General features: G+C 59.3%; 21 protein-coding genes and 3 pseudogenes. 12 read left to right on the forward strand and 12 right to left on the reverse strand.

Going from position 1 to position 25,957, the window contains the following annotated elements:
* Window positions 1-386: 386 nt before the first annotated feature.
* Window positions 387-1,280, reverse strand: a complete 894-nt coding sequence (locus tag HGP16_RS32920; RefSeq protein ID WP_168844137.1) for a LysR family transcriptional regulator — start codon at window positions 1,278-1,280, stop codon at window positions 387-389.
* Between the two features lie 117 nt (window positions 1,281-1,397).
* On the opposite strand from HGP16_RS32920, the gene HGP16_RS32925 reads away from it, so the two are divergent.
* The 7 genes from HGP16_RS32925 to HGP16_RS32960 all read left to right on the forward strand — a co-directional run bounded on the left by HGP16_RS32925 (window position 1,398) and on the right by HGP16_RS32960 (window position 7,177).
* The gene (locus tag HGP16_RS32925) at window positions 1,398-1,622 is read left to right on the forward strand and encodes a hypothetical protein (RefSeq protein WP_168844138.1); all 225 of its coding nucleotides are present in this window, start codon (window positions 1,398-1,400) and stop codon (window positions 1,620-1,622) included.
* A 29-nt stretch (window positions 1,623-1,651) separates the two neighbouring features.
* Window positions 1,652-2,434 carry an NAD(P)H-dependent oxidoreductase gene (locus tag HGP16_RS32930; protein WP_168844139.1) on the forward strand — a complete coding sequence of 261 codons (783 nt, stop codon included), beginning with the start codon at window positions 1,652-1,654 and terminating at the stop codon, window positions 2,432-2,434.
* Window positions 2,435-2,444: 10 nt separating this feature from the next.
* The gene (locus HGP16_RS32935) at window positions 2,445-3,293 is read left to right on the forward strand and encodes an NAD(P)-dependent oxidoreductase (RefSeq protein WP_168844140.1); all 849 of its coding nucleotides are present in this window, start codon (window positions 2,445-2,447) and stop codon (window positions 3,291-3,293) included.
* 83 nt (window positions 3,294-3,376) lie between these two features.
* Window positions 3,377-4,162, forward strand: a complete 786-nt coding sequence (locus HGP16_RS32940) for a class I SAM-dependent methyltransferase (protein ID WP_168844141.1) — start codon at window positions 3,377-3,379, stop codon at window positions 4,160-4,162.
* Between the two features lie 219 nt (window positions 4,163-4,381).
* Window positions 4,382-5,578, forward strand: a complete 1,197-nt coding sequence (locus HGP16_RS32950; protein ID WP_168844142.1) for an MFS transporter — start codon at window positions 4,382-4,384, stop codon at window positions 5,576-5,578.
* A 26-nt stretch (window positions 5,579-5,604) separates the two neighbouring features.
* Window positions 5,605-6,243, forward strand: coding sequence for an NAD(P)-dependent alcohol dehydrogenase (locus HGP16_RS32955; protein ID WP_168844143.1), 639 nt, complete (start codon window positions 5,605-5,607; stop codon window positions 6,241-6,243).
* Window positions 6,233-7,177 carry an AraC family transcriptional regulator gene (locus HGP16_RS32960; protein ID WP_168844144.1) on the forward strand — a complete coding sequence of 315 codons (945 nt, stop codon included), beginning with the start codon at window positions 6,233-6,235 and terminating at the stop codon, window positions 7,175-7,177. Before HGP16_RS32955 ends, HGP16_RS32960 begins: the two co-directional genes overlap by 11 nt.
* Window positions 7,178-7,333: 156 nt before the next feature.
* Here the strand turns inward: HGP16_RS32960 and HGP16_RS32965 are convergent, their stop codons facing one another.
* Both HGP16_RS32965 and HGP16_RS32975 read right to left on the reverse strand, forming a co-directional pair.
* The gene (locus HGP16_RS32965; RefSeq protein WP_168844145.1) at window positions 7,334-8,473 is read right to left on the reverse strand and encodes an epoxide hydrolase family protein; all 1,140 of its coding nucleotides are present in this window, start codon (window positions 8,471-8,473) and stop codon (window positions 7,334-7,336) included.
* Window positions 8,474-9,079: 606 nt separating this feature from the next.
* Complete coding sequence (locus tag HGP16_RS32975) at window positions 9,080-9,505, reverse strand: zinc-binding dehydrogenase (protein ID WP_168844146.1); 426 nt, start codon at window positions 9,503-9,505, stop codon at window positions 9,080-9,082.
* A 739-nt stretch (window positions 9,506-10,244) separates the two neighbouring features.
* Here HGP16_RS32975 and HGP16_RS32980 point away from each other — a divergent pair.
* The 3 genes from HGP16_RS32980 (at window position 10,245) to HGP16_RS32985 (ending at window position 13,026) form a co-directional block, all read left to right on the forward strand.
* Window positions 10,245-11,228 (forward strand): DapH/DapD/GlmU-related protein, encoded by a 984-nt coding sequence (locus HGP16_RS32980; protein WP_168844147.1) that lies wholly within the window; start codon window positions 10,245-10,247, stop codon window positions 11,226-11,228.
* 118 nt (window positions 11,229-11,346) lie between these two features.
* Entirely contained in the window at window positions 11,347-11,481 is a 135-nt protein-coding gene (locus tag HGP16_RS34495) for a hypothetical protein (protein ID WP_281408291.1), read from the forward strand.
* Window positions 11,482-11,592: 111 nt separating this feature from the next.
* Window positions 11,593-13,026 (forward strand): aminotransferase class V-fold PLP-dependent enzyme, encoded by a 1,434-nt coding sequence (locus HGP16_RS32985; RefSeq protein ID WP_168844148.1) that lies wholly within the window; start codon window positions 11,593-11,595, stop codon window positions 13,024-13,026.
* Window positions 13,027-13,668: 642 nt separating this feature from the next.
* Here HGP16_RS32985 and HGP16_RS34880 read toward each other — a convergent pair.
* From HGP16_RS34880 to HGP16_RS33015, 5 genes and pseudogenes are all read right to left on the reverse strand, one after another.
* Complete coding sequence (locus HGP16_RS34880) at window positions 13,669-13,941, reverse strand: carbamoyltransferase N-terminal domain-containing protein (RefSeq protein ID WP_168844165.1); 273 nt, start codon at window positions 13,939-13,941, stop codon at window positions 13,669-13,671.
* 80 nt (window positions 13,942-14,021) lie between these two features.
* The gene (locus HGP16_RS34500; RefSeq protein ID WP_168844149.1) at window positions 14,022-14,489 is read right to left on the reverse strand and encodes a carbamoyltransferase N-terminal domain-containing protein; all 468 of its coding nucleotides are present in this window, start codon (window positions 14,487-14,489) and stop codon (window positions 14,022-14,024) included.
* Window positions 14,490-15,513: 1,024 nt separating this feature from the next.
* Window positions 15,514-16,490, reverse strand: a pseudogene (locus HGP16_RS33005) (3'-5' exonuclease).
* Between the two features lie 504 nt (window positions 16,491-16,994).
* The gene (locus HGP16_RS33010; RefSeq protein ID WP_168844150.1) at window positions 16,995-17,606 is read right to left on the reverse strand and encodes a zeta toxin family protein; all 612 of its coding nucleotides are present in this window, start codon (window positions 17,604-17,606) and stop codon (window positions 16,995-16,997) included.
* On the reverse strand, window positions 17,587-17,829 hold the full coding sequence (locus HGP16_RS33015; protein ID WP_168844151.1) for a hypothetical protein: 243 nt from the start codon (window positions 17,827-17,829) through the stop codon (window positions 17,587-17,589). Before HGP16_RS33015 ends, HGP16_RS33010 begins: the two co-directional genes overlap by 20 nt.
* 234 nt (window positions 17,830-18,063) lie before the next feature.
* Here HGP16_RS33015 and HGP16_RS33020 point away from each other — a divergent pair.
* Window positions 18,064-18,273, forward strand: a pseudogene (locus HGP16_RS33020) (hypothetical protein); the annotation flags it as partial.
* A gap of 558 nt (window positions 18,274-18,831) precedes the next feature.
* Here HGP16_RS33020 and HGP16_RS33025 read toward each other — a convergent pair.
* From HGP16_RS33025 to HGP16_RS33040, 4 genes and pseudogenes are all read right to left on the reverse strand, one after another.
* Complete coding sequence (locus tag HGP16_RS33025) at window positions 18,832-19,536, reverse strand: DUF899 family protein (protein ID WP_168844153.1); 705 nt, start codon at window positions 19,534-19,536, stop codon at window positions 18,832-18,834.
* 892 nt (window positions 19,537-20,428) lie between these two features.
* Window positions 20,429-21,073 (reverse strand): annotated as a pseudogene (locus HGP16_RS33030) (transposase); the annotation flags it as partial.
* The gene (locus HGP16_RS33035) at window positions 21,037-21,393 is read right to left on the reverse strand and encodes a hypothetical protein (protein WP_168844136.1); all 357 of its coding nucleotides are present in this window, start codon (window positions 21,391-21,393) and stop codon (window positions 21,037-21,039) included. The pseudogene HGP16_RS33030 and the gene HGP16_RS33035, both read right to left, overlap by 37 nt.
* Window positions 21,371-22,306: a GyrI-like domain-containing protein gene (locus HGP16_RS33040; protein WP_168844154.1), complete on the reverse strand. Its 936-nt coding sequence runs from the start codon at window positions 22,304-22,306 to the stop codon at window positions 21,371-21,373. The genes HGP16_RS33035 and HGP16_RS33040 overlap by 23 nt, the downstream gene beginning before the upstream one ends.
* Before the next feature lie 243 nt (window positions 22,307-22,549).
* On the opposite strand from HGP16_RS33040, the gene HGP16_RS33045 reads away from it, so the two are divergent.
* Window positions 22,550-25,948, forward strand: a complete 3,399-nt coding sequence (locus tag HGP16_RS33045; protein WP_205927600.1) for a putative Ig domain-containing protein — start codon at window positions 22,550-22,552, stop codon at window positions 25,946-25,948.
* Window positions 25,949-25,957 lie beyond the last annotated feature (9 nt).

Below are 25,957 nucleotides of genomic sequence, written 5' to 3' on the forward strand. Positions count from 1 at the left end.
GAGAGTAGTGGTCTGCGCTTGAGATTGATCTGCTGTCATCGGCATGGTTGGCCTCCAGAGAGTTTTCTAGCGACCTCACTCTGCCACCGTGCAGGCCGCTACTCACCCCTGATGGGATCTCAAGGCGTGTGAGAGCGGTCGAAAACTTAATGGCTTCTGGACATTTGATCTCCGCAAATCGTTCCTGCCAGTCGGCGCCCTGGATCGGATGACTTAGAAATTGACTATTGTCGATGTCAGGAAATCGGTCGGGGCTGTCGGAAAATGGGCCGCTGGTGGCTGGGTGCGGTTAGGGGCGGAGTGACACCCAAGGCTTTGCGATCCGGTTCCATTGGGGCCGTGTTCTGGGAAAAATGAGCCTGGTCGTTTATACGTTGGGCGGAGCGTCATGCCAACGCAGCGAGCCTGTCACGCAGCCACCTTTGTGCTGGATGGTTGGTTGTGCGTTCGTGCCAGATACTGGCGATGGCGAATCCGGGTATGTGGAGCGGCGGTTGCAGCACCTGCAACCAGTCTGACCAACCGTCTGCGATTCGGCGTGGGATTAGCGCGATCATATCGGATCGTGACACGATCTCCGGCACGATCAGGAAGCCCGATGTGGACAAGGCGACCGTACGACGGTGGCCGATCGCCTCAAGAGCCGCATCGGTAGGCCCGGCAAAGCCGCCTCCCTGAGGGGAAACAACGACGTGGTCCAACGCGCAGAACAAGTCCAAATCAAGAACACCGCGTACGGCTGGATGCCCCGGTCGCGCGACGACCACATACTCCTCCTCGTAGAGTTGGCGCTGGCGCATCGCAGCCGGCGCCTGTTCGGGCGTGCCCAAGGCCAGGTCCACCTCGCCACGCTCCAACTGTGTCGTGAGTGCCATCATGTCTAGCGCCCGCCAGGCGATGCGGACCATCGGCGCCTCGGCCCGCAAGGCGACCGAGTAGCGTGCCAGCAGCGCATACTGGACGTAGTCGCTTGCCGCAATCACCACGGTCGCACGCAGGGTCTCCGGATTGATCGGCGCTCCTTGCACGATGACGCGGCGAACACCCTCCAGTGCCTCGTGCAGTGGCTGCATCAGCTCGAGTGCCCGCTGGGTCAGAACCATCCCGCGCTGGCCCGGGATCAGGAGCGGATCGCCGAGTGCATCGCGAAGTCTTGCCAGCCGTGCCGACAAGGCCGGCTGACTGAGGTTCAGCCGGCGCGCGGCGTGTGTAACGTTGCGCTCCGCAAGGAGGGCCTCAAGCGTCACGAGAAGTCCGAGATCGAGGTTCCTGGTATCCATCGTATCGATAACAACATGTAAAACGTTCGATTTCAATACTCAACGTGATCGCACTATTTAGGCAGGAGCAGGTCAGATCCTGCGGCGCATCAATCGACGACATGGATACATCCGCCTATGAAAGCTATCCAGGCTTATCCGTACCGAGGGCTCGACGGCCTGATGCTGGTGGACCTCCGCGAGCCCGGCGCACCCGAACCGGCCGCCATCCCCGTCCTTCGCTCGACGCCGCGCTGCCGGCGGATCGAGGCGGGGCGCGCCTCTAATCCCAGTTTAGCGCTCGGGGCGGTCGGTCCAACCGCCACTGGGGGCCATTTCGGCAAGATCGTCGTCGAATACTGACAAACCCCAACTATCAAAAAGAGATCATCATGAAAGTTCTCATTGTTTACGCGCACCCCGAACCCACTTCGCTGACACGGCAGTTGGTCGATGTGACTGCTGAGACGTTGTCGGCAGCGGGACACACCGTGATCCATTCGGACCTCTATGGCATGAAGTGGAAGGCGGTATATGACGCCGATGACTTCCCAGTCCGTGACAATCCCGAACGGCTGTCGTTCATCATGGAATCGGGACATGGTTACGCAAGCGGACATCAGACGCCCGACGTGATCGCCGAGCAGCAGAAGCTGCTCGCGGCCGATGCTGTGATCCTGCAATTCCCCATGTGGTGGTTTGGCGCGCCCGCGATCCTGAAGGGCTGGATAGAGCGGGTCTATGCCTTCGGTTTTGCCTACGGCTATCAGAATGGCTCCAACCAGTTCCGCTTTGGCGACGGCATCCTCAAGGGCAAGCGAGCGCTGGTCAACGTGCAAGCAGGCGGCCCAGCAGCCGACTATGGCCCGCGGGGTATCAACGGGCCGATCGAGCAACTGCTGTTCCCGCTGACCCATGGCGCGCTGTTTTACCCCGGCATGGACGTGCTCCCTACGCACGCGGTCTATGGCGCGGGTCACGTTTCCACGGCGGAGGAAGTGGGCGCGATCAAGGCAGCATGGCGCGTGCGTCTCGCCGGGCTATTCACCGACACGCCGATCCCCTTCCGGTCGCAAAATGGCGGTGACTTCCCCGATCGCCACACCATGGCCGACCATGTTGCGCCGGGCCAGACCGGCCTCGTCGCGCATGTTGCCGACCCGGTCGACGTATAAGGAAATAAAAATGGATGTAGCATTCATCGGACTTGGGCAAATGGGCTCGGGTATGGCCGCCAACCTCGTGGCGGCCGGCCACCAGGTTACCGTCTGGAACCGGGACCGGACCAAGGCTGAGCCGTTCGCTGAGCGGGGCGCGACGGTCGCCGCTGATCTTGCCGCGGCCGCTCGGGCTGGCACCGTCGTGACGATGCTTGCCAATGACGCCGCTGTGGAGGCGGTCTCGTTCGGCGACGGCTGGCTGCTCGCTGCAGGTCCCGGCCTGCTCCATATCTCGTGCAGCACGGTCAGCGTGGACCTCACCGCTTGCCTGGCGGAGGCGCATGCCGCGGCAGGACAGGGGTTCGTGTCGGCGCAGGTTTTGGGCCGTCCGGACGTCGCGGCGGCCGGCAAGCTGTCGGTCATCGCGGCAGGCGCGGCGGACGATCTGGACGTAGCACAGCCCTTGTTCGACGCGATAGGGGCGGCGACACATAGGGTCGGCGACCGCCCGGTGATGGCCGCGGCGGCGAAGCTCGCCTTCAACGCCGGCATCCCGGCCATCATGCAGATGCTGACGGAGCAGTTCCGCATCGTTGCCGCCCACGGTATCGCCGCGAATCGGATGGCGGCGCTGCTGCTTGAAGTGAACTACGGCAATCGCCTGATTGGTAGTTACGGACCGATCATCGCGGAAAAGCGGTTCGAGCCGGTGGGACTCCCTATGCGATTGGGCCGCAAGGATGTGGGCTTGGCGCTCGCGGCGGCAGGCAATGCCGAACTGCCGCTGACGGAGCTGATCGCCAGACGCATGGACGCGATTATCGCCGCTGGCGGTGGGGAGCGCGATTGGTCTGCGGTCGGCCAGACAGATTAGACGTCGAGGAACCTCACCTGATCCCGGACTGAGACGGAGGGCGCTGTCGTCTTCCAGTCAACGCCACCATCGGAGAAAACCAAATGCGCATTCTGAAACCGTTCCTGCTCCCGCTTATACTCGCCGCGTCATTGCCGATGGCGACTGTCCAAGCCGCTCCCGCCGATGTGCCGGCGGCCGTCGCCGCTCCCGGGAGGCCGGGCGAGGCGGTCGCGCTCGACGAAAGCCGCAAGCCCGTCGAGGTGCTGAAGTTTCTCGGGCTTGAACAGGACGACCGCGCGCTCGACCTGTTCACCGGGACCGCGGCCCCGTTTACGCGCGTCGGCTATTATGCCGAGATCATCGGCCGCGCGGTCGGTCCCAAGGGTGCGGTGGTCGCGTGGGAGCCTGCCAATCTGCTCGACGATGCAGGCAAGAAGAACTTTGCCGGCCTGATCGCGCGCGTTCCCAACGTCCACCTGATCTCGAGCACCGCCGCCGATCTGACGCTCGACCCTGCGAGCTTCGACTTTGTGCTAATGCACCTCGTCTATCACGACACCTATTGGGAGAACGAAGAGTTCCAGTTTCCTCGGATGGACCCGCACGCGTTCCTCGCCAAAATCTTCGCGGCGACCAAGCCAGGCGGGATTGTCGGCGTCGTCGATCACGTCGCCGCGCCCGGCGGCGACACACGCGCGGTCGTCAGAAAGCTCCACCGCATCGACCCGGCGGTGCTCCGAGCGGATTTCGCGCGCGCGGGGTTTAAGCTCGAAGCCGAATCCGATCTGCTGCGCAACCCCGCCGACGATCATTCGAAGCTGTCGCTCGATCCCGCGATCCGCGGAAAGACTGACCGCATCATTTACCGCTTCCGCAAACCCCGTTGAGGGCACGCTGTCATCCCTGAACTTCCACGACCTAGGCGCGGGTGACAGGGCGGCAGCCGGCCATCGATGGCCGTATCCCCATGGCCGATGGCGCCGGGGTGGTAGAGGCGGCTGGTGCGGCAGTCACGGAGTTTAAGCTCGGCGACCATGTTGCGCCGGGCCAAACCGGCCTCGCCGCGCGCATTGCCGATCTGGTCGATCGCATAAGGAGCAACACCGATGTCGCCTGCATTGTTCGCGCTTGCCGTAGCGGCCTTCGCCATCGGCACGACAGAGTTCGTCATGATCGGGCTTGTCCCGGATGTCGCGCGCGATCTTGCGGTAATGATACCGCACGCCGGTCTGCTTGTGACTGGCTATGCCCTGGCCGTGACGGTTGGGGCGCCGATGGTCACGGCCCTTACTGGAAGGCTTCCCCGCCGCGGGCTTGTGGCTGGGCTGATGGGCCTGTTCGCGCTCGGAAATCTGCTCGGCGGCGCTGCGCCGACTTATGAAGTGCTGCTGGCCGGGCGGATCGTGACCGGAGTGGCGCACGGCGTGTTCTTCGCAGTCGGCGCACCGATTGCGATGGGCCTAGCGGATCGTGAGCGTGGCGCGCGGGCGGTGGCGACGATGTTCGCAGGGCTTACCCTCGCAATGGTCATCGGTGTCCCATTCGGCACAATCGTCGGGCAGAGCCTTGGGTGGCGTGCACCGCTGCTGGCGGTGGCTGTGCTCGGATGCCTCGCGACAGCGCTATTACGACTTTTGCTGCCGCGGGAAATCCCCCACGTTCGGCCCGCCGGATTGCAGTCGCAATTCGCCGTACTGATGAAGCCCCGCCTGCTGGCGCTCTATTTCATCGCTATGACCGGGTTTGGTGGATCATTCGTGGTTTTCACCTTTCTCGCACCGCTGCTGAGGGAGGTAACCCACGTGTCACCGGCCGCAGTCAGTTTGGCGCTCATGGCATTCGGCGCAGCTGCGGTGGTCGGGAATTTTGGCGGAGGCCGGCTTAGCGATGCACTCGGCACGCGGCGCGGCCTCATCGCAGCGCTGGTCGGTCTCGTCCTGGCGCTTGCGACGCTGCCCTTTTCAGCCCCGCACGTCCTGACAATGTCCGCCAACCTGCTCCTCTGGTCTGCCTGCTGCTTCTGTCTTGGCCCCATCGTTCAGTCGGGCGTGGTCGCGGCGGCGGAAGAGGTCGCGCCCGGCGCGGTCGCGACGGCTTCGGGCTTCAACATCGCCGCGTTCAACTTCGGCATCGCAACATTCTCCGCGATCGGCGGTCTGCTCGTGGCCGGCCCCGGTATTATGACGACGCCCTGGGGGGGCGCAGCTGCTGGCTGCGCTGCGCTTGTCGCCAGTTTGTTTGTCCGCTCACACCAGCCGGGGCGCATGCCGATTTCCAGCGAAAGATCCAATTCTGCAGCCTGATCAACACTTAGCGAAAGGACTGTCTTATGGAGACCTACGTCGTGCGCGCCCCCGGCGGTTTAGATCGTCTTGAAATCGTCGAGCGGGATGATTCGGGCGAGCCCGAACCCGGCGAAGTACGCGTGGCGATCCACGCGACCTCGCTCAATTTCCATGACCTGCTCGTCACTAACGGCGGTATCCCTACGGAAGATGGTCGTGTCCTCATGGCCGATGGCGCTGGCGTCGTCGAGGCAGTGGACGCAGGCGTTGCCGATTTCGCCCCGGGCGATCATGTCGTTTCGACTTTCTTTCCGCATTGGACCGCCGGCAGGCCCTTTACCGCAGTCGGCAACTTCGCGGGGACGCCGGGCGGCGGGATCGACGGCATGGCGGCGACGCATGTCGTGCGCCCTGCTTTAGCCTTCACCCGAGCGCCCAAGGGCTGGAGCCATCCCGAAGCCGCGACTATTACCACCTCCGGGCTTACCGCTTGGCGCGCGCTCGTGATCGACGGCGCGCTGCAGGCGGGTCAAACTGTGCTGACTCTGGGCAGCGGCGGGGTGTCACTTGCCGCACTTCAACTCGCCAAAGCGATGGGTGCGCATGTAGTAGCCACCTCTTCCTCAGACGAAAAGTGCGACCGCCTACCCCGATCAGGCGGCGGAGCACTAGATGCGGATTGAACAACTTGTTTCCAAGGCGCAACATCTTGCCCGGCTTGCGGACGAACCCTCGGGTTGCGCCTCCCTCATGGAGGAGAAGAAACGGAGCCACCTGCCGGGGTTAGTGGTAATGTGTAGGACGCACCCTGGTCAAGTTGAGGCGCCGATCTGCGGCCCCGTCTTTGGGTTAGTTCTGCAGGGATCGACGGAGATTTCTGCCGGCATGCAATCCCTGTCAATTGCGTCGGGCGACCTATTGGTCGTCAGCCATGACTTGCCGGTCGCCACACGCGTCACACATGCCGCTCCCTTTGCTCCTTATCTTGCGGTTTTAATTTCTGTCGATTTGACAATCATAAGGAGCCTTGCTGAGCAGATCAGCGAGGATTGGGCGGAGAACAAACACGCTCAAACGCTGGAGGCGGGATCGGCCGAACCGGCTTTGATTGACGCCGTTGATCGATATCTGTCGCTCCCGGAAAATTCGGTCGCGGCGAACGTCATAATCCCCTTGATCCGCCGAGAAGTTCATTTTCGTATTTTGGTCGGCAGGCATGGCGGGATGCTGCGCAACCTTTTGTTGCCGGACAGCCATGCCAGCAAGATCGCCAAAGCTATCGCGCTGATCCAGGATGGCGCTCGCGAAAGACTGTCGTTGACCTCGCTGGCCAGCGCAGTGGGAATGGGTCTGTCGTCGTTTCACCATCACTTCAGATCGATCGCTGGGACAAGTCCGCTTCAATATCAAAAGGACCTTCGCATGACCGAGGCAAAGCGTTTGTTGTCGCGCGGTGGTCGCACTGTCACGTCCGTCGCGTTAGAGGTCGGCTACGAAAGCGCCAGTCAGTTCAGCCGGGAGTATTCGCGTAAATTCGGCGCGCCCCCTCGAAATGATTTCCCCCGTACCGGCCGCGCCAAAGGTCGCGCCGCTAAAGGACGAACGCTTAATTTGTGATTTGCTCTTGCCGGCAGGATCAGGTTGATCGATCAAGGCAACGTAGGACTGTTCTTCACCTACTACGATCAGGCCAGTCTCTGGACTTTCCAAGCGCTGCTGCGGGGACTGGGCGCAAAGCGCCCGCCCGCGCTTCGGAAACGGAGAGCTCCACCTTCAGGAGCGCGCTCCCGACACCGTCGCGATAAAGGCGCGCAGGTCGGCCAGCATCAGTTCCGGCTCTTCCAGCGCGGCGAAATGGCCGCCCCGCGGCATGTCGGTCCAATGCACGATGTTGTAGGTCTTCTCCGCGAACGAGCGCGGCGGCGGCAAGAACACCGGATCGGGGAAGGCCGCAACGCCGGTCGGCACCTGGATGCGGGTGCCGGCCGGAAGCATCCGCGACTCTTCAAGCCGGCTGCCGTAGTAGATCCAGGTTGCAGTCACGAACGATGCGGGCGCGATGTAGAGCATGATGTTGGTGAGGAGTTCCTCCTCGGAAAACTTGCTCCAGATGTCCGGGTCGCCATCGGCGGTTGTCGGAAGGTCGGCCCACTTGCCGAACTTTTCGAGTATCCAGCCCGCCGCTCCGACCGGGCTGTCGGCCATCGCGACGCCGAGCGTTTGCGGGCGGGTTGCCTGCTCGTGAAAGTAGGCGCTCTCCCGATCGGCAATCGCCGCTCGCTTGGCGGCGAAGGACTTCTCCTCGTCGGTCGTCAGAGCGGCATCCTCCGCACGCACGGTCATCATGTTGATATGGATGCCGAGCAGAGCGTCCGGTCGATCATGCGCTGCCCAGGCCGCGATGCCGTGGCCCCAATCGCCCCCTTGAATGAAGTACCGCGCGTCGCCGAACAGTTGGATCATCAGCCCATGCACGAGCATAGCAGCCCGCCGCGGGCCAATCGGGCGCGTGATCGGGTTGGAGAACGCGAAGCCAGGAAGCGAGGGGACGACAACATCGTGCCCGTCCGCCGCGAGCGGCTCCAACAGCCGCTCGAACTCGAGATACGAGCCGGGCCAGCCGTGGAGAAGCAGGACGGGCGGCTTGGAGCCGTCGCCCTTTACATGAACGAAGTGCATGCGCTCGCCTTCCACGTCGGCCGTGAAGTTGGGGAGTGCGTTGAGGCGCAGTTCGACCGCACGCCAGTCGTAGCTGTCCCGCCAATAAGCGACGAGCCGCTTGAGGTCAACAACCCCGACTCCCGCCGACCAGCCTCCCGCATCCGGCAGCTGGCTCCAGTCATAAGCCTCGACCTTGGCTCTGATCCTGGCGAGCCGTTCGTCAGGGATGTTGATCGTGTAGGGTGAAATCATGATGTTTTCCGCTCAAGCTGGGATGCGGTTCGATGGAAAGGGCGTCCACCAATCGGCTATCCGTATTATCGGTGGATGATTGAGAGCCTAAGGCCGCTACACATACTACTCGGTACGTCGCCGAGGCGGAAATCGAACCTTCTGAATGTTGTTATCTAACGAATGGATACCAAAAACCTCGATCTCGGCCTGCTCGACGCTCGAAGCCCTTCTGGCGGAAGGAAACGTTACGCGTGCCGCCCGGCTCTTGAACCTGAGCCAACCTACCCTTGTCGGCACGGCTGGCGCGGCTTCGCGATGAACTCGGCGATCACGGCCTGCAGCACGGCCGAACGTCATTCGTCCGCCCCTTGGCTGGGTGAGCCCCCTCCGTTCTAGCGCTTGTCCCCTCTCTCCAGCGTCCAATGTGGATTGCAGCTTCACTTGTCGCAAATCACGTCGCAGATTTTATACCACCTGCGACAGACTTAACCGACATATGAAATGCCTGAAAAACAAAGGAGGGCTGATGCTGTCGCGTAGTTGGGAGTTGTGCAACACAGGACGGTCGCCTCCTATCCAAGACGGTCCCGTCCTGCTGGCCTCTGCGCGAAAAGAAGCTTCCCTTCACCATTGGACGCAGATCTTGCCGAAATGTTCGCCGCTCAGCCGATATGCGAACGCCTCAGGCAACTCCCCGAAGGCAAAGGTGCCGTCGATGACGGGACGGACGCCGGTCGCTTCAAGCGCTGCGATATCATTCTGCTGATCGCGCCGACTGCCGACGATCAATCCCTTCAGGTGAATTTGCTTGCGCATGAGCTCCACCGTCGGCACCCGACCCTCGAGCCCGGTGAGCACGCCGATCAGCGCGATATGCCCGCCAACCCGTATGGCCCTGATCGACTGTGGCAAGGCGCCTGGGCCGCCGATTTCGACGACATGGCTCACGCCTTCTCCGCCCGTCAGCCGCAAGACCTCGCTGCTCCATTCGGGCGTGGCTTTGCAGTTGATCGTGTGATCTGCCCCGAGCGCGCGTAGGGTGCCGCGCACGGCAAAACGTGTGCCTTATGCAATGTCGAATATTTCGCTATCCGGTGCTGCGCGCCGCCGCGGCGAGCATCGATGGACCGGATAGCTGCTCGGCTATGGTTGAGCAGGAAGGGGACCGTGACTGCTGATTGATTGCCTTTCCAGATCATTTTTCCGCGCCGGTGTGGCCCTGAAATCGGCCAGCTGCCTTGAACGTGTTCCCCACTCTGGAGAGAGCCTGTATGTCCGATGTTTTGCCATTTTTCCGCACCTGGGCGGCACATCCGCTCCGCATTGCCTCTGTCGTTCTCTCGGGAAGGCGTTGGGCCAATTGATAACGTCCGAGATAAGCGCAGGTGGTGGTCCAGTCCTGGAACTTGGACCTGGAACGGGCGCTCTTACGCAGGCGCTTGTCGAGCGGGACAATCCGAACTCGAGTTGGTGCTCGTCGAATGTACGACGCGGTTTGCCCAGATTCTCTGTCAACGGTACTCATCCGGCAGCATCTATTACACCACTTCGTGATGACACTTTCTGTAACGTCCGCGCTCGCCGGAACGAAAAGAGGAATTGGTTCAAACAGGAAGGAATGGCTATGGCCATGATGTTATCAGTAGAGAATTCCCCACTGCGAGCTTCAGCGATTTCGTTTGCTTGGGGATCCATTGTTTCCGCTGGCAAATCCTCAAGACGGTAAACGCATCTTGGCTAAAACGCTCGTTTATCTCGCAACTCGCAATCCATAGCTTGAGGCACTTTAATGCTCAAAGATAACGAAAAAAAATTCGGTAAAGGTGTAACAGCGCTAGGTCTGTCGTCAGTCGATAGCAGTGGACGGTTCATTGAGGCTCGTTACCTCAGGACATGGCGTGGTGATGACGATGATCATACGGGTACGGTTCGCATCGACGAAGCCGACCTCTCGCGACGCCTCGGACGATCTTTCTCCGGCGTCGCCCGACACGACGCCGTTCGGGACGTTTACATCGTCCCGATTCAAACCAAAATCCGCAACCTTCACGAGAAGGCGGTAGATCTCTGTGATGTTTACTTGCGCCTTTACCTCCTAAGCGCCCGCCTGGCGACACCTGATCAGGTCAGTCTCGCGGGCGCTCTGGACTTTTTTGTCAACGTTGCCTGGACTTCGGTGGGCCCCTGTCTACCAGAACGCGTCGAGGAGGTGCAGCACACGGCACGAATTAGCGGGCAGGGAGTGACAGTCGGGAGTGTCTGGCCTTTCCCGCGTATGACGGATTACGTTGTGCCAACGGGCGTCAAGGTTATGAACACTGAGAATGTACGCTTGGGCGCTTATCTCGCGCCAGGAACGACTGTGCTCGGCGCTGGTTTCTGCAACACGGGTTCCTCGACTCGTGGGGCGACAGCGATCGAGGGACGACTTAGCCTCGGTGTCAGCGTTGGCGAAGGAACGCACATCGGCGGTGGCGCCTCCCTTATGGGGACGACATCCGGCGGCGGCAAGCAAGTGGTGACGATCGGCAGAAACTGCCTGGTCGGAGCAAATGCCGGGGTTGGTATCGCGCTGGGCGACGATTGCATTGTCGAAGCCGGTTGCTACGTAACCGCCGGTATGCCGGTCAGCCTTCCTGACGGCCAGATCGTCAAAGCAATTGATCTCTCCAGCAAGCCGGGGCTTCTATTCCGCCGCAATGCCGTGCAGGGAAACGTAGAGGCCTTGCCATCGCCTGGATGGAAAGGGTTGAACATGATGCTCCACCAATAGATACGTCGGAATCGAGCGTCGGTCTGTTTCACGTTCCTCACGCAGTTTTACGCGATCAGCTCGGGCAGGATTTCGGAGGTGATTGGTGCCAGGTAAGTGGGTGACAGCGGGTTCATACGTGAAGTCTGACACCAACCGCCTCAACGACAGCGCGGTGCGCACGATCCGTCACGAAGAAGCCGACCGCCGCTCCAAGAAGGAATATCTCCGCGCCCTTCGTCCTACAAAAGAAGCCGAAGGGCGCGAAAACTAACGGACCTCGGGAGAGGCACGATCTTCTTAGACCACCATAAGAAGGCCACGACCTTTGCCACGCTAGGCGGAAGGCTTATGGCCCGAATGAACTGACAAGGACATATTCATCATGAAACCAAGCGAATTTCGCCGCCAAGGCCACAATCTGATCGACTGGCTCGCGGACTATTACGAGAACATCGAAGCACTTCCCGTACAGCCGAAGACGAAGCCCGGCGACGTCAAGGCACTGCTGCCGAAGTCGGCGCCAGATCAGCCTGAGCCATTCGATAAGATCATCGATGACCTGGACCGCGTCGTGCTACCGAATGTAACACATTGGCAGCATCCGCACTTCTACGGATATTTTCCTTCAAACTCCCTCGGGGCCGGTGTCCTTGGTGACTTGGTGAGTACCGGCTTAGGCGTCTTAGGACTGTCTTGGCAGTCCTCACCGGCTGTTACCGAAGTTGAGGAGGTGGTGGCCGACTGGTTCCGCCAGATGGTAGGGCTCTCCCGAGCTTGGTTCGGCGTCATCAATGATACCGCCTCGACGAGCACGCTGGTTTCCCTGCTTTGCGCGCGTGAGAAGATCACCGGCTATTCCATGGCGGTAGATGGTCTGCAAAGGGACAGCCAAACGCTCGTCGTTTATACCTCTGCCAGCGCTCATTCTTCAGTCGAGAAGGCTGCACTGCTTGCTGGGTTTGGACGCTTAAACGTCAGAACCATCGATATCGATGAAACCTTCGCTATGCGAACGGATCTGCTCGAACAGGCCATTTTGGACGACATAGCAATGGGCAAGCAGCCCTGTGCTGTTGTCGCTGCAATTGGTGGTACAGCGACCGCATCGATTGATCCGCTATCAGAGATTGCTGCAATCGCTCGCCGCCACGACGTCTGGCTCCATGTTGATGCCGCGATGGCAGGAAATGCGATGATCCTGCCGGAATGCCGCTGGATGTGGGATGGGATCGAACAAGCAGACAGCCTCGTCATCAACCCGCACAAATGGCTTGGGGTCCCATTCGACTGCTCGCTCTACTTCGTTCGCGACGAGCAGCATCTCCAGCGGGTCATGTCGACCAACGCCAGTTATCTTCAATCCAGCGTCGACAGCCAAGTCCGCAATCTCCGTGACACCGGGATCCCGCTCGGCCGTCGGTTCAGGGCTTTGAAACTTTGGTTTTTGATCCGGGAACAGGGAGTGTCTGGTCTCCAAAAGCGGTTGCGACGCGATCTTGAGCTAGCCCAAAATTTTGCAGCTCAGGTGGCCGGCACGACCGATTGGCACCTAGTCGCACCCGTGCATCTTCAAACGGTGTGCGTCAGATACCAGCCGGCAATTGTCCCTGAAGCGCGGCTGAACGAATTCACGCTAGCCTGGGCCGAGGCATTAAATTCCACGGGGAAAGCATATGTCACTCCAGCTGCGGTGAACGGCAGATGGATGGTAAGAATCTCAATAGGAGCACCCGGCACGGAGAAAGCCGACACCGAGCGTCTATGGTCCTCTTTGAAAGAAGTATCGGCTGCTGTAGCTCAGGAGCTCAGTAGCTAGTTCCGACATCCTTGCCATCGCTGGGTAGCATTGTTACCTCTGGCATACATCTGAATCATGCAGTTACCTTAGATCCCTTGCTCATCCGCCCGGCCGATGAGCAAGGGTGAAAGCCTCACCACTGTGCGGTTGCGATCCCTATCCTGAGCGATCTCCACTGACACGTTGAGCGTGTACTAAAAGACTTTATCGGGCATAGTGGCGGCAATTTACACAAGTCGGAAGCCGCAGCGGAAACAAAGGCCCAAAGTGAATTCAGGATGGTAGTCGTTTAAATTCTTGGTACCGCATCCTCTCGGAAATTTGATGCCAGAGGAAATTGCCTGCCTTCGCCCGAGCCTCGACGCCTTTCTTCAGTCCAGTGTTGATGAGGCCCCCTCGTGATTAGAGCCATTCTATTTTCGTATTCTGTACTGGCGGCGATGTCGGGCCCCTCGTTCGATGCGGTTCCTTGCGGCGGCTCCATGGCCTGTCCCGTGAACGGCGGCGATTGTCCGTCGTCGAATGATTTGAGACTTTTTGGGCTTTGGAAGAATGGAGTTTCCGGCTCGGTTTGCGTTTTGATTTAAGCCGCTTTGGCTTGGTGGTTCAAGCGGCGCTGTCTGATCGTGTCCCGTTTGATCCTTTCGCGTTCGAGCAATATCATCTGACCGCGTTCAAAGTAGACGTCGGCTGGCGTTGCGAACCTCCAAGGAGGCTCTCTAGTTTCTTGGCAAACATTTTGTCGCGATACGGGAAAGTGAAGTATTCCATGTTTAGTTGAAACAACCCGTCAGGCTTGATCTCTATCAGCTTCTCCAGGATCAGGGACGCATATGTGGGCTCGCCGTATGGCGCTAGTCCCATGACTTTATACTCGCCGGAATTCACCTTAAATCCCAGCAGCGCGGTGAAGGTGGAATAGAGCAGGCCGATCGAGTGGGGGAACTACACAGAGTCATTGAGTGAGATCTGGGAGTTCTGACCGAACCCGAGGCTCGTCGTCACCCCCTCGCCTACCCATCGACGACCAGGATTGCTGCGTTATCAAAAGGGGAGGGGAAAAACGCGCTCGCCGCGTGAGACAGATGGTGATCAACCTCGCGGATTCTGCACCTGTCATCTTTGATACCAAACTGTGACCGTAGCTCCTTGCGAATCCGATCCTCGGCGGAATATTTTCCGGACCACCATTCGGGCAAGAATCCAGAGAGCATGTCCAGTGATGACGGCATGTGCGTCATTATTGTTGAGACTATGCGCGAAAGCTTTTTCCGAGAGTTCTCATAATATACGACAAGCTCAACATCCCTTAGCTCCAGTCCGGCGGCTTCCAAACAGTAACGGATCGCATTGCCCGGAAAAGAAGAGTCGTGCCTAATTCTCGTGAAGCGTTCTTCCTGGGCCGCCGCCAGGACCTTCCCATCCCGCGTGATGGCGGCCGCGCTATCGTGATAAAAGCAAGAAATACCCAAAATAACCATTTCAACCGCCCCGGTTGGTCGGTAGTTCCGCGATTTAGTCTATGCTCCGGCGGAGATGCTGTCGAGCCCATAGGTCTGTTGCCGTTGTAAAGGCGTTCTCAAGCTTTTGAAGCAGTTTAAGTAATTGACGAATGATTTTGCAATTTTTGCAAGCCGAAGAGCAATTTCAAACCTGGGTCTTTAGTGATTTATTTTCAATGGCTTAGGTGGATTACTGCCGCTGCGACGAGGTCTACGAAGGTTCGTATCCCTTCACATCAAATGGATCCGGTTTTGTTGACTGCGGGTCGTGACCTTTAATAGTGCAGTTGCAGCCAAGTGCGGACGACTGGTTTACGCGCCCATTTCGGACAGCGAGCGGTTCGCTGGACCGTCTTTAGCGACTAGGATGTGATTGGCAAACCGGCGGATTTTGGCGATTACATGCGTCTGGCCGTCATTGCCGATCAAAAGCGAGTAGGACAGCATGGCGTCATCGCGCTAGCAAGAGCTTTGTGTCAGTCTTCATGCGTGAAGTCGCGGATACGGGCTACAAAAGAGGGCAAGATAACCACTTTCTGAGGTGCATCTTTTACGATGAATAATGTAGAGGTTGGATATGAAAGAAGCCGACGAGCATAAATCGCTTCGAGTTATTACTTTAGGCGAAAAGATAATTCGCCTCTTCATATTGGCTATTCTATTTATAATTTGCTTTGTTGTCGTTGATGTACTTAGTTATAACTTCGTTATGCACATTGTTAGCTGTTCCTATATTTACATATTCTACTGTGTAATGAAAGGAGAAAGGATTTTTCCGGCGTTCTTTTATAATCGCAACAGAAACCGGAATTAACATAGGTCTTCCTCACTTTATGTGGTTAGCAAATCGTTAGCGATGACGCTGGTATGAACTTGCATGCAAACGAAATCGAAATAGTCGACCGGCCCGGGCGTTAAAGTGCAGAGCGTCGTATCCGTCGACAAAGGCGATTAGTTTGTATCTGCCTGCGTACCACCATCTGGCAGTCATGCCCGACTGAACCTATCGCCGCCCTCTGAACCTGTCGAATGCCGTCAGACGCTGGACCGGCGGATCTGCGTCTTCCCACCGGTAAATCTCGTTTCGCAGGAAGCGGAACTCGTCTTCCATGGCCTCTTCGGCGACCTCGATCCACCATGATTTCGGCCGACCGTCGCTTCCGTCTGACCAGCGATAGCCTCGCTCTTTGAGCCGATCCTTCAGATCGAAGGGCGAGTTCTCCGCAAAGATGCGCATGCGGGAACGCTGGCTCGCCTGATAAAGCTCCGCAAAAGGTGCTTGATCATTATCTTCCCGAGAGAGTGCCAGCACCTCCAGCAGCGCGAAACAATCTCGACGGCGCGGTGTCCGACGTGGAAATAGCCACTCTGGTTGATGAGATAGCCGAGCTTGGTTCCCTCATATCCCCTGGCGCTCCAATCGATCTCGGAATTGGAACAAGCCCAGGCTTTTCGAGCAAAGATCGAGGAGAAAGCCTCGCAAAAGGGCCGATCGAAGCCGGCATTATGGGCAACGATGAGATCGGCGGGCTCGATAAGCCTATGAACCGCCGGCATGTCAATCAACTGGCCGAGGACCATGTCGTCCATGATGCCAGTCAGGCGGGTGACCTCGGCCGGGATCGGATTGCTCGGCTGCTGTAGCCCGCCATAGACATCAGTGACATCACCGATTTCGCCCTCTTCATTGAAGGTGAAGCCGATCAGACCGATTTCGATGATCTCGTCCTTTCTTGCGTCGAGACCGGTCGTCTCGGTATCGAGGATGACGCCTCGCAGCGGATAGCCAGGTCTTGCAGCAGGGACGATCGGGCGCTGTTCGAGTTTTTTCAGGATCTGGTAGCGCCCGGTCGCTTGCAGGATCCGCACCATATCGGCTTCGTCAGGCGCTGATCCAACCTGTCGAACGGGCACGGTTCGCGCCGACACTCTGCGAATGGACTCCGCACTCTCCGAAAACATGTCTAGCTGAGACGTCATGGCCTATCCGACGAAAATTATCGCCCAAATCTAGAGCGTCAGCTGTCTCATGAGAAGGGATTAGCGCAGCCGGGCAGGCCATACCCACCGATATTGAGCGTAAAGGCTGGAAGAGAGAGTTTCGCTCGAACTGTGTGATCGTCTATTGGCACACACGGAGGTGGGAGGCTCTGCCTCGTTGGCATGAGGCAGAGCTGAGAGGCCTTTGCGAACCTCATGCGAAACTTCGATTGGGGGGGCCAGTCTCGCACGGGTCAGCCGTATCACGAATAGCTGAAGGTGACCTGAAGCAGCTAAACCAAGCTCGTGTTAGCCATACTTGTGGCCGCGCAGGAGTAATGCCAGCCACGCAACGGCTTCCGGCCGCTTTTCAGCGGCTTCATAGCAGCGAGGTCGTCGGCCACCGGAGCGAAGAACTCCGAAAGTTCGAATCGGCTCAAGAGCTCCGCCTAAAGGTGGGGCGCTTGAAGGGTGACGAAAATTAAAGCGCCGGAATAGCTTCCGTCACTCTGTCGCGATAGATTTCACAGCGGACGCCACGACGGCGAGAGCATTCTCATCAAGACCAATTACACCATCCTGCTTTTCACCGATCAGTTTGGGCTTTGCACCGCTGTTGTCCCAAATCCAGGCTCTGTCAGCACGTTCAAGAAACCAAGGGAGTTGATCGAGAGATCTTGCGTAGCGAGCACGTACCTTATCGGCGGGAACGTCATGTCCACCCTTCGCGACGCGTAGCTTGATGCGCTCGATCGATCGTTCCGGACTGTCCAAAACGGTGTAGAAAAGCCATACAGCAAATCCCAAGGCCTCAGCGGCCTCCACAAGACGTCGATATTTATCTGTAGATAACACGGTCTCGACGCCGATTGTTTTATGGACGGCTATGGATGAATGGATCCAGGCCTCGATGCGTTGAACTGCAATCAAATTGGCTTCGGAGAGTGGTTTCTTTTCTACTTCACTGATCCTGGCTGCTAGAAGATCAGGATTGACAATCCATACGGACCGCCCTTCCAACTCAAGATCTGCATTTGCATAGACGCTACTCTTACCGGATCCGTTGGGTCCTGCAACGATCAGAAAGACAGGCCGCTCAAGCTTTTGCAGGAGCACGGTCGACGACGCCTGTCACAGCTTTGTTATCACGGCGAGCCTTGGCCACATTCTTGCTGAAGACGTAGGTGATATCTTGTCCAAATGTTTGGCTTTTCGCGTCAATCGTGCGCACAGTGACGAACTGCCCGCTGCTCGAATCGCGAACTCGCTTCTCCGTCACCGCGTTGCCACGCACTCCGGACTTTGGGCCACTAAGCTTTTTGACGACGACTTTTGCCATGTTTACTCCAATTCTTCACCGTCCAATATAGCAAGCATCATCGAGCCCGAAAAGACCAATCCGAGCAGGTTGCGAATGGGATTGTTGGACGGCAGCCGGCCGGTCGAGACACGAGCAATCAGGTTGCAGAAGCATCGTGCAAGCTGCCTGCGCGCATTCTACGTGTGCGGCTTGGCCGAGTTCCCCGGCGTGGACATGCTCCCGCGCGCGTGATGGAGTTCAAAGATACTTTGCTGGATGGACAGGCTCATTGCCAGCGTTTCCTTGATGATGCCCGAGATCGGCGGTATGGAAGTTGCCGACTTCAATCGAGTTCTAAGCGAGTTTGAAAAGCTTCTGGCGACGCTCGATGACTTTTTTGCATACCACTACGCTGCATTGAAGGGAGGTCAATTTCATCTGGACGACGACGAGACGTCTGCCTCCGGAGCAGACATCGAGTAGGCGAAGCCTGTGACATCTATATCGCTCCAGACCCGTACGGCACCAATCTGCGTGCATGATCATAAATCCAATCAGTCCGCTGAGCGCAGAGAAGCCGATCAGCACCTCGGAAAAACGCGCCGGGGTGCCTACGCCATAACGATGCCGGAGACGACGCCCCTGGCGAAATTGACCGAAAATGTGCGACTAGAAATGGTTAGACTGCCTTTCAACGGACTTCGATGCTGAACTCAATGTCAACAAAACAAGACACGATTCTTTCCGGCAGTTCGATTTCATTCAACTGCAAAGCCACGGCGGAGCGGCGGGGTCTCAGATTCTAGTCAACACGAGACAATGTTTTTCGAGATGGTTCCATCTGTCCACCATCACGGATGGCTTCAGACTCCATCTCTTCGATCGGCACACCAACGGCCGGATCTCCATGCCCAGTCTCACGAAGCCTCGCCTGCTGGACCGGCACGCACCACGCCGAGATTGAAAGGAGGAGGTGGTGCCGCTGTCGCTCCACGTGACTTCTGGCTCATGGTATGAAACCGACGACTACACCGATCGTGCTCAGTAATTGAGCTTCGGATACCAGTCCGCACCGCGCCCAGCAGGCGTCATGTCAAGAATGTTCCAGAGCGGCGCGATGTCGACCGCCCCCCTTGGATCCTGGCCCGGGTCCGCCGCTTCGATCGGCATCTCGCCATTGTAAAAGACGCGGACATCTTTCCCATCCTTCTGGTAGACGGTGAATCCGGGGTTTTCAGATCCGCTTTCATTCAGCAGGCCTAGGTCCCGGGCGTAGTCGTCGCCGACGGTCTGGACGAAGTCCAGGTCGCGCCAGCCGCGCTCGATGGCGAAGGCACGTTGCCGTGCCACCGGGCTGCGACCGATGATCTTGAAGGCAACACGCTGCTTGATGTCCGCGCCGTTGCCGTTCGCTCCGCCAAGGAAGTTCGTGCACATGGGGCAGGGCCGTTCGCGCTGCGGGCCGAACATCCAGAAGTACGTCATTAGCGTATCGTAATGACCGAACATGTCCGCGAGACCGACCTCGTCGCCGTTCTCGTCCCTGAAGCGATAGTTCTTTTGGACAACCGGGCCTGGAGGCAGACGGCGCCGTTGCTCCGCAAGCCTCGTGAGATGTCGCCGGACTTCGATTTCCTCCGCCAGTAGGGCCGTCCTCGCCTCGGCGTATTCCGGCGATTCGTTCGTGAACTTGCTCGTGCGTTTCTCCGCCAGTTCCTTCGCGGGTCTCAATTCGCTCATGTCCATGTGCTCGCTCCTTGGATCTATTCCGACCGTCTCGCGATGCGACCGGCAGTCGGCCGTCTTGCTTGCTGTCGGAAGTTGGCGGGCGCGTATGATGATTTACCGCGCCCTCACTTGAAATAGACGTATGAGGCGATCCGTTCTCGACAGGAGCTCAATGTTTTTTTGGTTTCAGTTGCCGTCGCTTCGCTTAGAGAAGGTCGGCCATGGTCCAGCCGTCCTCCTCTGAGCGAGGCAGTTTAGCCGGTTGGAAGCAAGGGCGGCGGCAGCGCGCGTACTTGAGCTTCAGCCTTCGTTTCGCTGCGGCCGTCAGATTGCTGGCGTAAATTGCTCGCCGGAGCTCGCATTAATCCTTGGCGGCGCCTATGCGACGCGCGGTTGCCGGAGTAACCTAGTGCCCGGCAAATCGGCCGCAGCCGCATGGAAGGCACGGTTGTCCGGCAATGGTCTACGTGCCCTCGGTTCGATCCTTTCAAGAGCACGCGGCTGGTGGTCTCATTGGAAGGGCGAGGTTCAAGGCCCGGCGCGGTGTCGTCCGGTATCTGGATAAATTAGCCGTCTGATTGCGGTCTACGGATAGAGGATAACATCCATGAGTGCGTAGCGGCAATCTAAGTGAGATTCGTATTGCCTCACCCAAGAGTGTTTCCAGAGAATAATGCCGTTGCCTCACTCGGATGTTCTCGAATGCCTCACGGGTTGTTCCGATCATATCCCCGCACCTGGTGCAGGTGACGGAGGTAGCGAAGCCGCTCGCGAGCGCGCCCTCAATAGCGCTGCAGCGAGTGGGCGGCTTCGCGGGCGGTCATCAGTGTTTTCCGGTAGGGTCGGGTTGTCGAAGACCAACCTGACGGCAAGAGCGCGGACGCCGATCCTGCATTGTTCGGTTATGATCTCACTGCACGACCTCTACGATTTCCGTCTGCCGCGCGGCATCGGCGAATGGCCCGGACACCAGCGCATTGGCCTGTGTACTGCGCCAGATCTTCATTCGGCGCTGCACGGTCCGAATGAGGCCGTCGGGATACACGCCGGGGTATTTGACCTGCAAGCGTTCAAGCAACTCTCGCGAAGTTCGCCAAGGCTCCGCCTCGAACCATTCCTCGAGTTCGGCAGTGACGGCGAGTAGAGGATCGGGCCTCCGCCGCTCTCGCTTGGCCGCAGGCTTGGAGCGGACAGTCGGTTTCACTTCACCATCACGCCAAGCAATCCGTAAGCCAGACAGAAAGTCTTCGAGCGGTAATGCCTCGCCGTCGGTGGCAGGTGAACCATCAGGCTTGTCAGCAATTTCGACCAATCTCTCTTGGGCCAGGCGTATGTCGCGGAGCAGCCGGACCGGATCGAGCGTCAGGTACATCGCCTTGAGCCGAAGGCATGTATCCTCCGGCGTGCGTGGGTCGTCAAGCAGCCGCTGAAAGGGTGTGGCGGGACGATGATAGCGCTTGATCACCTTGGCTCCGTCACGGTGCTTTTCTTTCAGCTTGAATGATGGCTGAAAGAAATTCACGAACAACCGCATTGACGAATAAAGCTTGGCCAGCTCCCGATTTTATGCCCGATGCCACGGCTCAGCTGCTGATCGACTATCAGGTCGGGACGTTGCAGCTTGCCAAGACCAATCGTCCCGCTGTGGCGCTGCGCAATGCGACCACGCCCGCCAAGGCGGCGCTCACCTTCCAGATGCTGATCGTCGTTACTTCCGGCCAGGAGGAACGTATCCAAGCTCGCATCAATGAGCCGCTGCAACATGGGACTCTCAATGCCTACCTGATGTGCTGCCTGTGCCGCATCCCGCGCCGCCTGCGCGAGCGCCGTTGGCTGCGCCATCGCGAAGGTTTCAGCCTGCCAGGGGAAGGACAATGTCGAGGTTCTGCATCCGACCAGTATGGTCCCACGGCGGCAAGTTGTAGAATTCATATCCACCATTGCCATCGGGCAGGAATATCTCGCCTGATGTTGCGATCCAGTCGACACTGACGAATTCGTAGGCTCGGAATATTTCCGCGTAGGGGCCCGCGTGGTTCGTCGAAACATAGCGGCCGGCCCGGAACTGCAGCGGCGACAGCGCGGTATCACCGACAGGAAAGCCCTGATCCACGACCGCACAGTCGTACCGCACCAGTTCTCCCGGCGTGATCAGCGGCGTATCGAGAATGATGCCTACCGGCCGTGCCTCGCCCATCGGGAAGCCGACCCGCTTCAGGTACTCGCCGAATATCCGCCAGTTCTCCTCGACCAAGGCATAGGACCCATAGAAGCGCATGGCTAGAAGCCTCATTTTCGGCCGCCTGCCGACTTTCACGCGCGCCAGATCCGCCTTTCTTAGCCGCGGCCGCGCCGGTAGCACCCTCTGAGCCGCGACACGGTAATCCGAGGGCGTTGCCCCGAACTGTCTCTGGAAAGCGCGGATGAACGCCTCATGGCTGGCATAACCGGCATTGAAGGCGATGTGCGTGATCGGCTGGGCGCTCATCTGCAGGTTCATCGCCGCCCGGTCAAGCCGTGTGCGGCGCATGTAGGCGCTCGGCGATTCCCCCATCACCTCCTGAAACTGCCGCTGGAAATGAAAGGGACTGAGCCCGAGATGAGCCGAAACATCCTTCAGCGTCGTCGATGCGGCGGGAGTGCGCTCAATCATGCGCACGGCGCGTACAATCCGGTGATGGTCCAGCATCCGCGGCGGCGGGGCCTTCCGCAACACGGACGCACCGTAACCGGCGGGGGGCGGATCGTAAGCCAGAACCGGATTGGAATTTTCAAAATCGTCATTCATTGAATGATGGCAAAGACCGCAGATGGATAAGTCAATCAACTTAGCTTCACCGCAAGCTTTATCAAGTCGTCCGGCACGCTTTGAGTGTATAGAACGGAGAATCATCGTGAAAATTTAAACCAATGCGAGTTTTTCATGCCGTTCCCCCTGCTCGGTTGTCGTGCCCTCACTTTTCTGCACTGGTTCGAGAGGCCGGGGAGTAGCGGCAGTCGACATACGCACGCTCCTACGTCCCGAATGTTTTTGCAGCAGTCCCTGTTCGGTCCGCTCTGCGTGATTCTTCTTTCGGCTATCGTGCTGATGAGCGCGGCGACCTCTTCTGCGCAGTCCGCCCCGTTCGTCACCTCCGTCTCTGCCCCCGCCAATGGATATTATCGCGGCGGAGACAGCCTGATCTTTGGCGTGCAGTTCAGCGAAAACGTCATACTGAGCGGCGCACCCAATATCACCTTGGCGGTCGGCAGCACATTGCGTCAGGCCAACTACCTCGCCGGCGGCGGAACGAACTCGCTTCTGTTCGCATACGTGGTCCAGCCCGGAGACGTGGACTTGGACGGAGTGTCGCTTGGGGCCGTCAATCTGAACGGCGGCACCATCCAGAACGCCGGAGGGGCCGCGGCCGACACCACCCTCAACAATGTCGCCTCGACTGCCGGTGTTCTGGTCGACACGCTCGCACCGACCGCTGTGACCGCTGTCATCGGCACACCGCCTTCGGACGCCACGCAAGTGGCATTCCAGATCGTGTTTTCCAAAGCCGTGACCGGTTTCTCGATCGCCGACATTGTCCTGACCAGGACCGGAACCGTCACCGCGACGCTGTCCAACCTTTCGACGGCCGACAACACCACCTACACGGTCGTAGCGCAGGACATTTCCGGCACGGGCACGCTGCGTGTGGACATTGCGGGTGGTGCCGTCATCGATGCCGCTGGCAATACAAACATGGCGGCAACAGGATCGCCTTGGATGGCCGGCGCCGGGGTGCCGGGGGCGCCAACGATTGGCATGGCGACCGCTGGCAACGGCCAGGCGGCGGTCGCTTTCACGCCGCCAGCCTCGAACGGCGGCGCCGAGATCACCGGCTATACCGTGACTTCCAGTCCTGGTGGGTTCACTGCCAACGGCAGCAGCTCGCCGATCACCGTGATGGGCCTCACGAACGGGATGTCGTATACCTTCACGGTGACGGCAACGAATTCGGTCGGTACCGGCAGCGCCTCCGCGGCATCGAGTTCCGTGATACCGGCTACCGTGCCAGAGGCGCCGACGATCGGGTCGGCGACCGCCGGAAACGGTCAGGCCCTCGTTGCCTTCTCAGCGCCTTCATCTAACGGCGGCGCGGCCATTACCAGCTATACGGTAACTTCAAGCCCTGGCGGTTTTTCGGGGACTGGCAGTGCTTCGCCGATCGTGGTGGCCGGCCTCGCCAATGGCACCTCTTACACCTTCACTGTGGCCGCGGCCAACAGCATCGGAACGGGCTCGCCCTCAGCAGCTTCAAATTCGATAACGCCAGTTGCATCACTTCAGGTGCCGATTGCAGGCGATGTCTCGGCAAGCGTTGCGGCCAACTCCTCGGCCAATCCGGTCACGCTTTCCCTGTCCGGCGGCGCCGCAGCTTCGGTTGCCGTGGCAACTGGACCGGCCCATGGCACGGCCACGGCCTCAGGCACCGCGATCATCTATACGCCGACATCAGACTACAGCGGATCTGACAGCTTCACCTATACCGCCACCAATGCCACGGGCACCTCCGCGCCAGCGACCGTCAACGTGACGATCTCCGCGCCGACGCTCACCTTGTCGCCGCCAAGTGGCGCATTGCCGGCCGGTGTCGTCAATATCGCCTACAGGCAGGCAGTAACGGTATCAGGCGGCACCAGCGCATATGGCTACAGCGTCAGCGGCACGCTGCCCGCGGGCCTGTCGCTCAACCATGCCACGGGCGTCATCACCGGGACGCCGACTACGGCAGGAAGCTACAGCTTCTCCATCAGCGCCGCTGATGCCAACAATGCCACAAGCTCGGCGGCCTATACGATCGTCATTGCGCCACCGGCTGCGACCTTTACCTTCTCGCCCTCAGGCGGCGCGCTACCACAGGCCATGGCCGGCGAGGCCTACAGCCAGCAGATCACCGCAACCGGCGGGGTCGGACCCACGATCTACAGCCTGGCCTCCGGCGCACTGCCGAACGGCCTGGTGCTCAACATCTCCACCGGCCAGCTCACCGGCCCGCTCGCAGCCGGCGCGCAAGGCGACTACGGCTTCTCTATCCAGGCCAGGGACAGTAATGGATCAACGGGTACCGCAGCCTATACGCTGAAGGTCGGCGCTCAGGCCGTGACCGTTGCCGACCAGACCATCGACGTCCCCGAGGGCTCAACACCGCCGGATGTCTATCTGAACCGTGGGGCCACGGGTGGTCCGTTCACCTCGGGGGTGCTGGCATTTGTGGAGCCCGCCAATGCCGGCACGGCGGCGATCATCCAGGGGCAGCTGGCGCAGGCGGGCCCAGCCACGTCCCCGGTCGGCTGGTATCTGCATTATACGCTGAATCCGGCCTATTCCGGCCAGATCCGCGTCGGCTACAAGCTTGTCAGCGCGCTCGGAACCTCCAATACAGCCACGGTCACCTATAATGTCAGCTACGACGCCGGCAAGGTGGCCGAAGATATCGACAATCTCGTGCATGACTTCGTGCGGTCCAGGCAGAACATGATCGCCAACACGATCGAGGTGCCGGGGCTTCTCCAGCGTAGGCAGATGGAGACGGCGACCGATCCGATCACCGCGCGCATGATGCCGTCGCAGGAGGGTATGACGCTCGGCTTCTCCACCAGCCTGTCGCAGATGCGGGCGGCCGGCGGCGATGCGGATGCTGCTTCCGCGCCCTTCAACGTCTGGGTCGGCGGCGCTTTTCTCGCCCATGACGACAAGAACAAGAATGACAGTACCAGCAAGTGGGGCAGCTTTGCCATGATCAACATGGGGGCGGACTATCTGATCTCCGAGCGTGCGCTGATCGGCCTGTCCCTCCATTATGACCGCATGACGGATCCGACCGATGAAGACGCCGAGCTGACCGGCAACGGTTGGCTCGCTGGTCCCTATGCTTCACTGGAGGTCGGCAAGGGCGTGTTCTGGAACGGCAGCCTGCGCTACGGCGGGTCCAGCAACACGATCGATACCCAGTTCTGGGACGGCAATTTCACGACGACACGCTGGATGGCTGATACCTCCATCGAGGGTCAGTGGAACCTCGACGAGGACACGACGATCTCGCCGAAACTGCGGGCGATCTACTTCTCGGAAAAGGTCGACGATTATACCGTCAAGAATAACTCCGGCGACGCCATCACCATTGACGGCTTCAACGAGGACCAGTTCCGGGTCAGCTTGGGCGCCGAGATCGCTCGGTCCTTCGTGCTGGAGAACGACACCAAGCTGACACCGAAGCTCGGCCTTACCGGCGGCTTCTCCGGCCTCGACGGCGCCGGCGCCTTCGGTGCCGTTACCGCCGGGTTGCAGCTGCAGACCACCAACTTCTGGATGCTCAATACAAGCCTGCTCTTCAACATCGAGGGCGACGGACAGAAATCGGTCGGCGCCAAGGTCGCAGCAGCCAAGAAGTTTTGAGGAGGATTA

Source organism: Rhizobium sp. P40RR-XXII, assembly GCF_012641405.1.
Classification (GTDB): domain Bacteria; phylum Pseudomonadota; class Alphaproteobacteria; order Rhizobiales; family Rhizobiaceae; genus Rhizobium.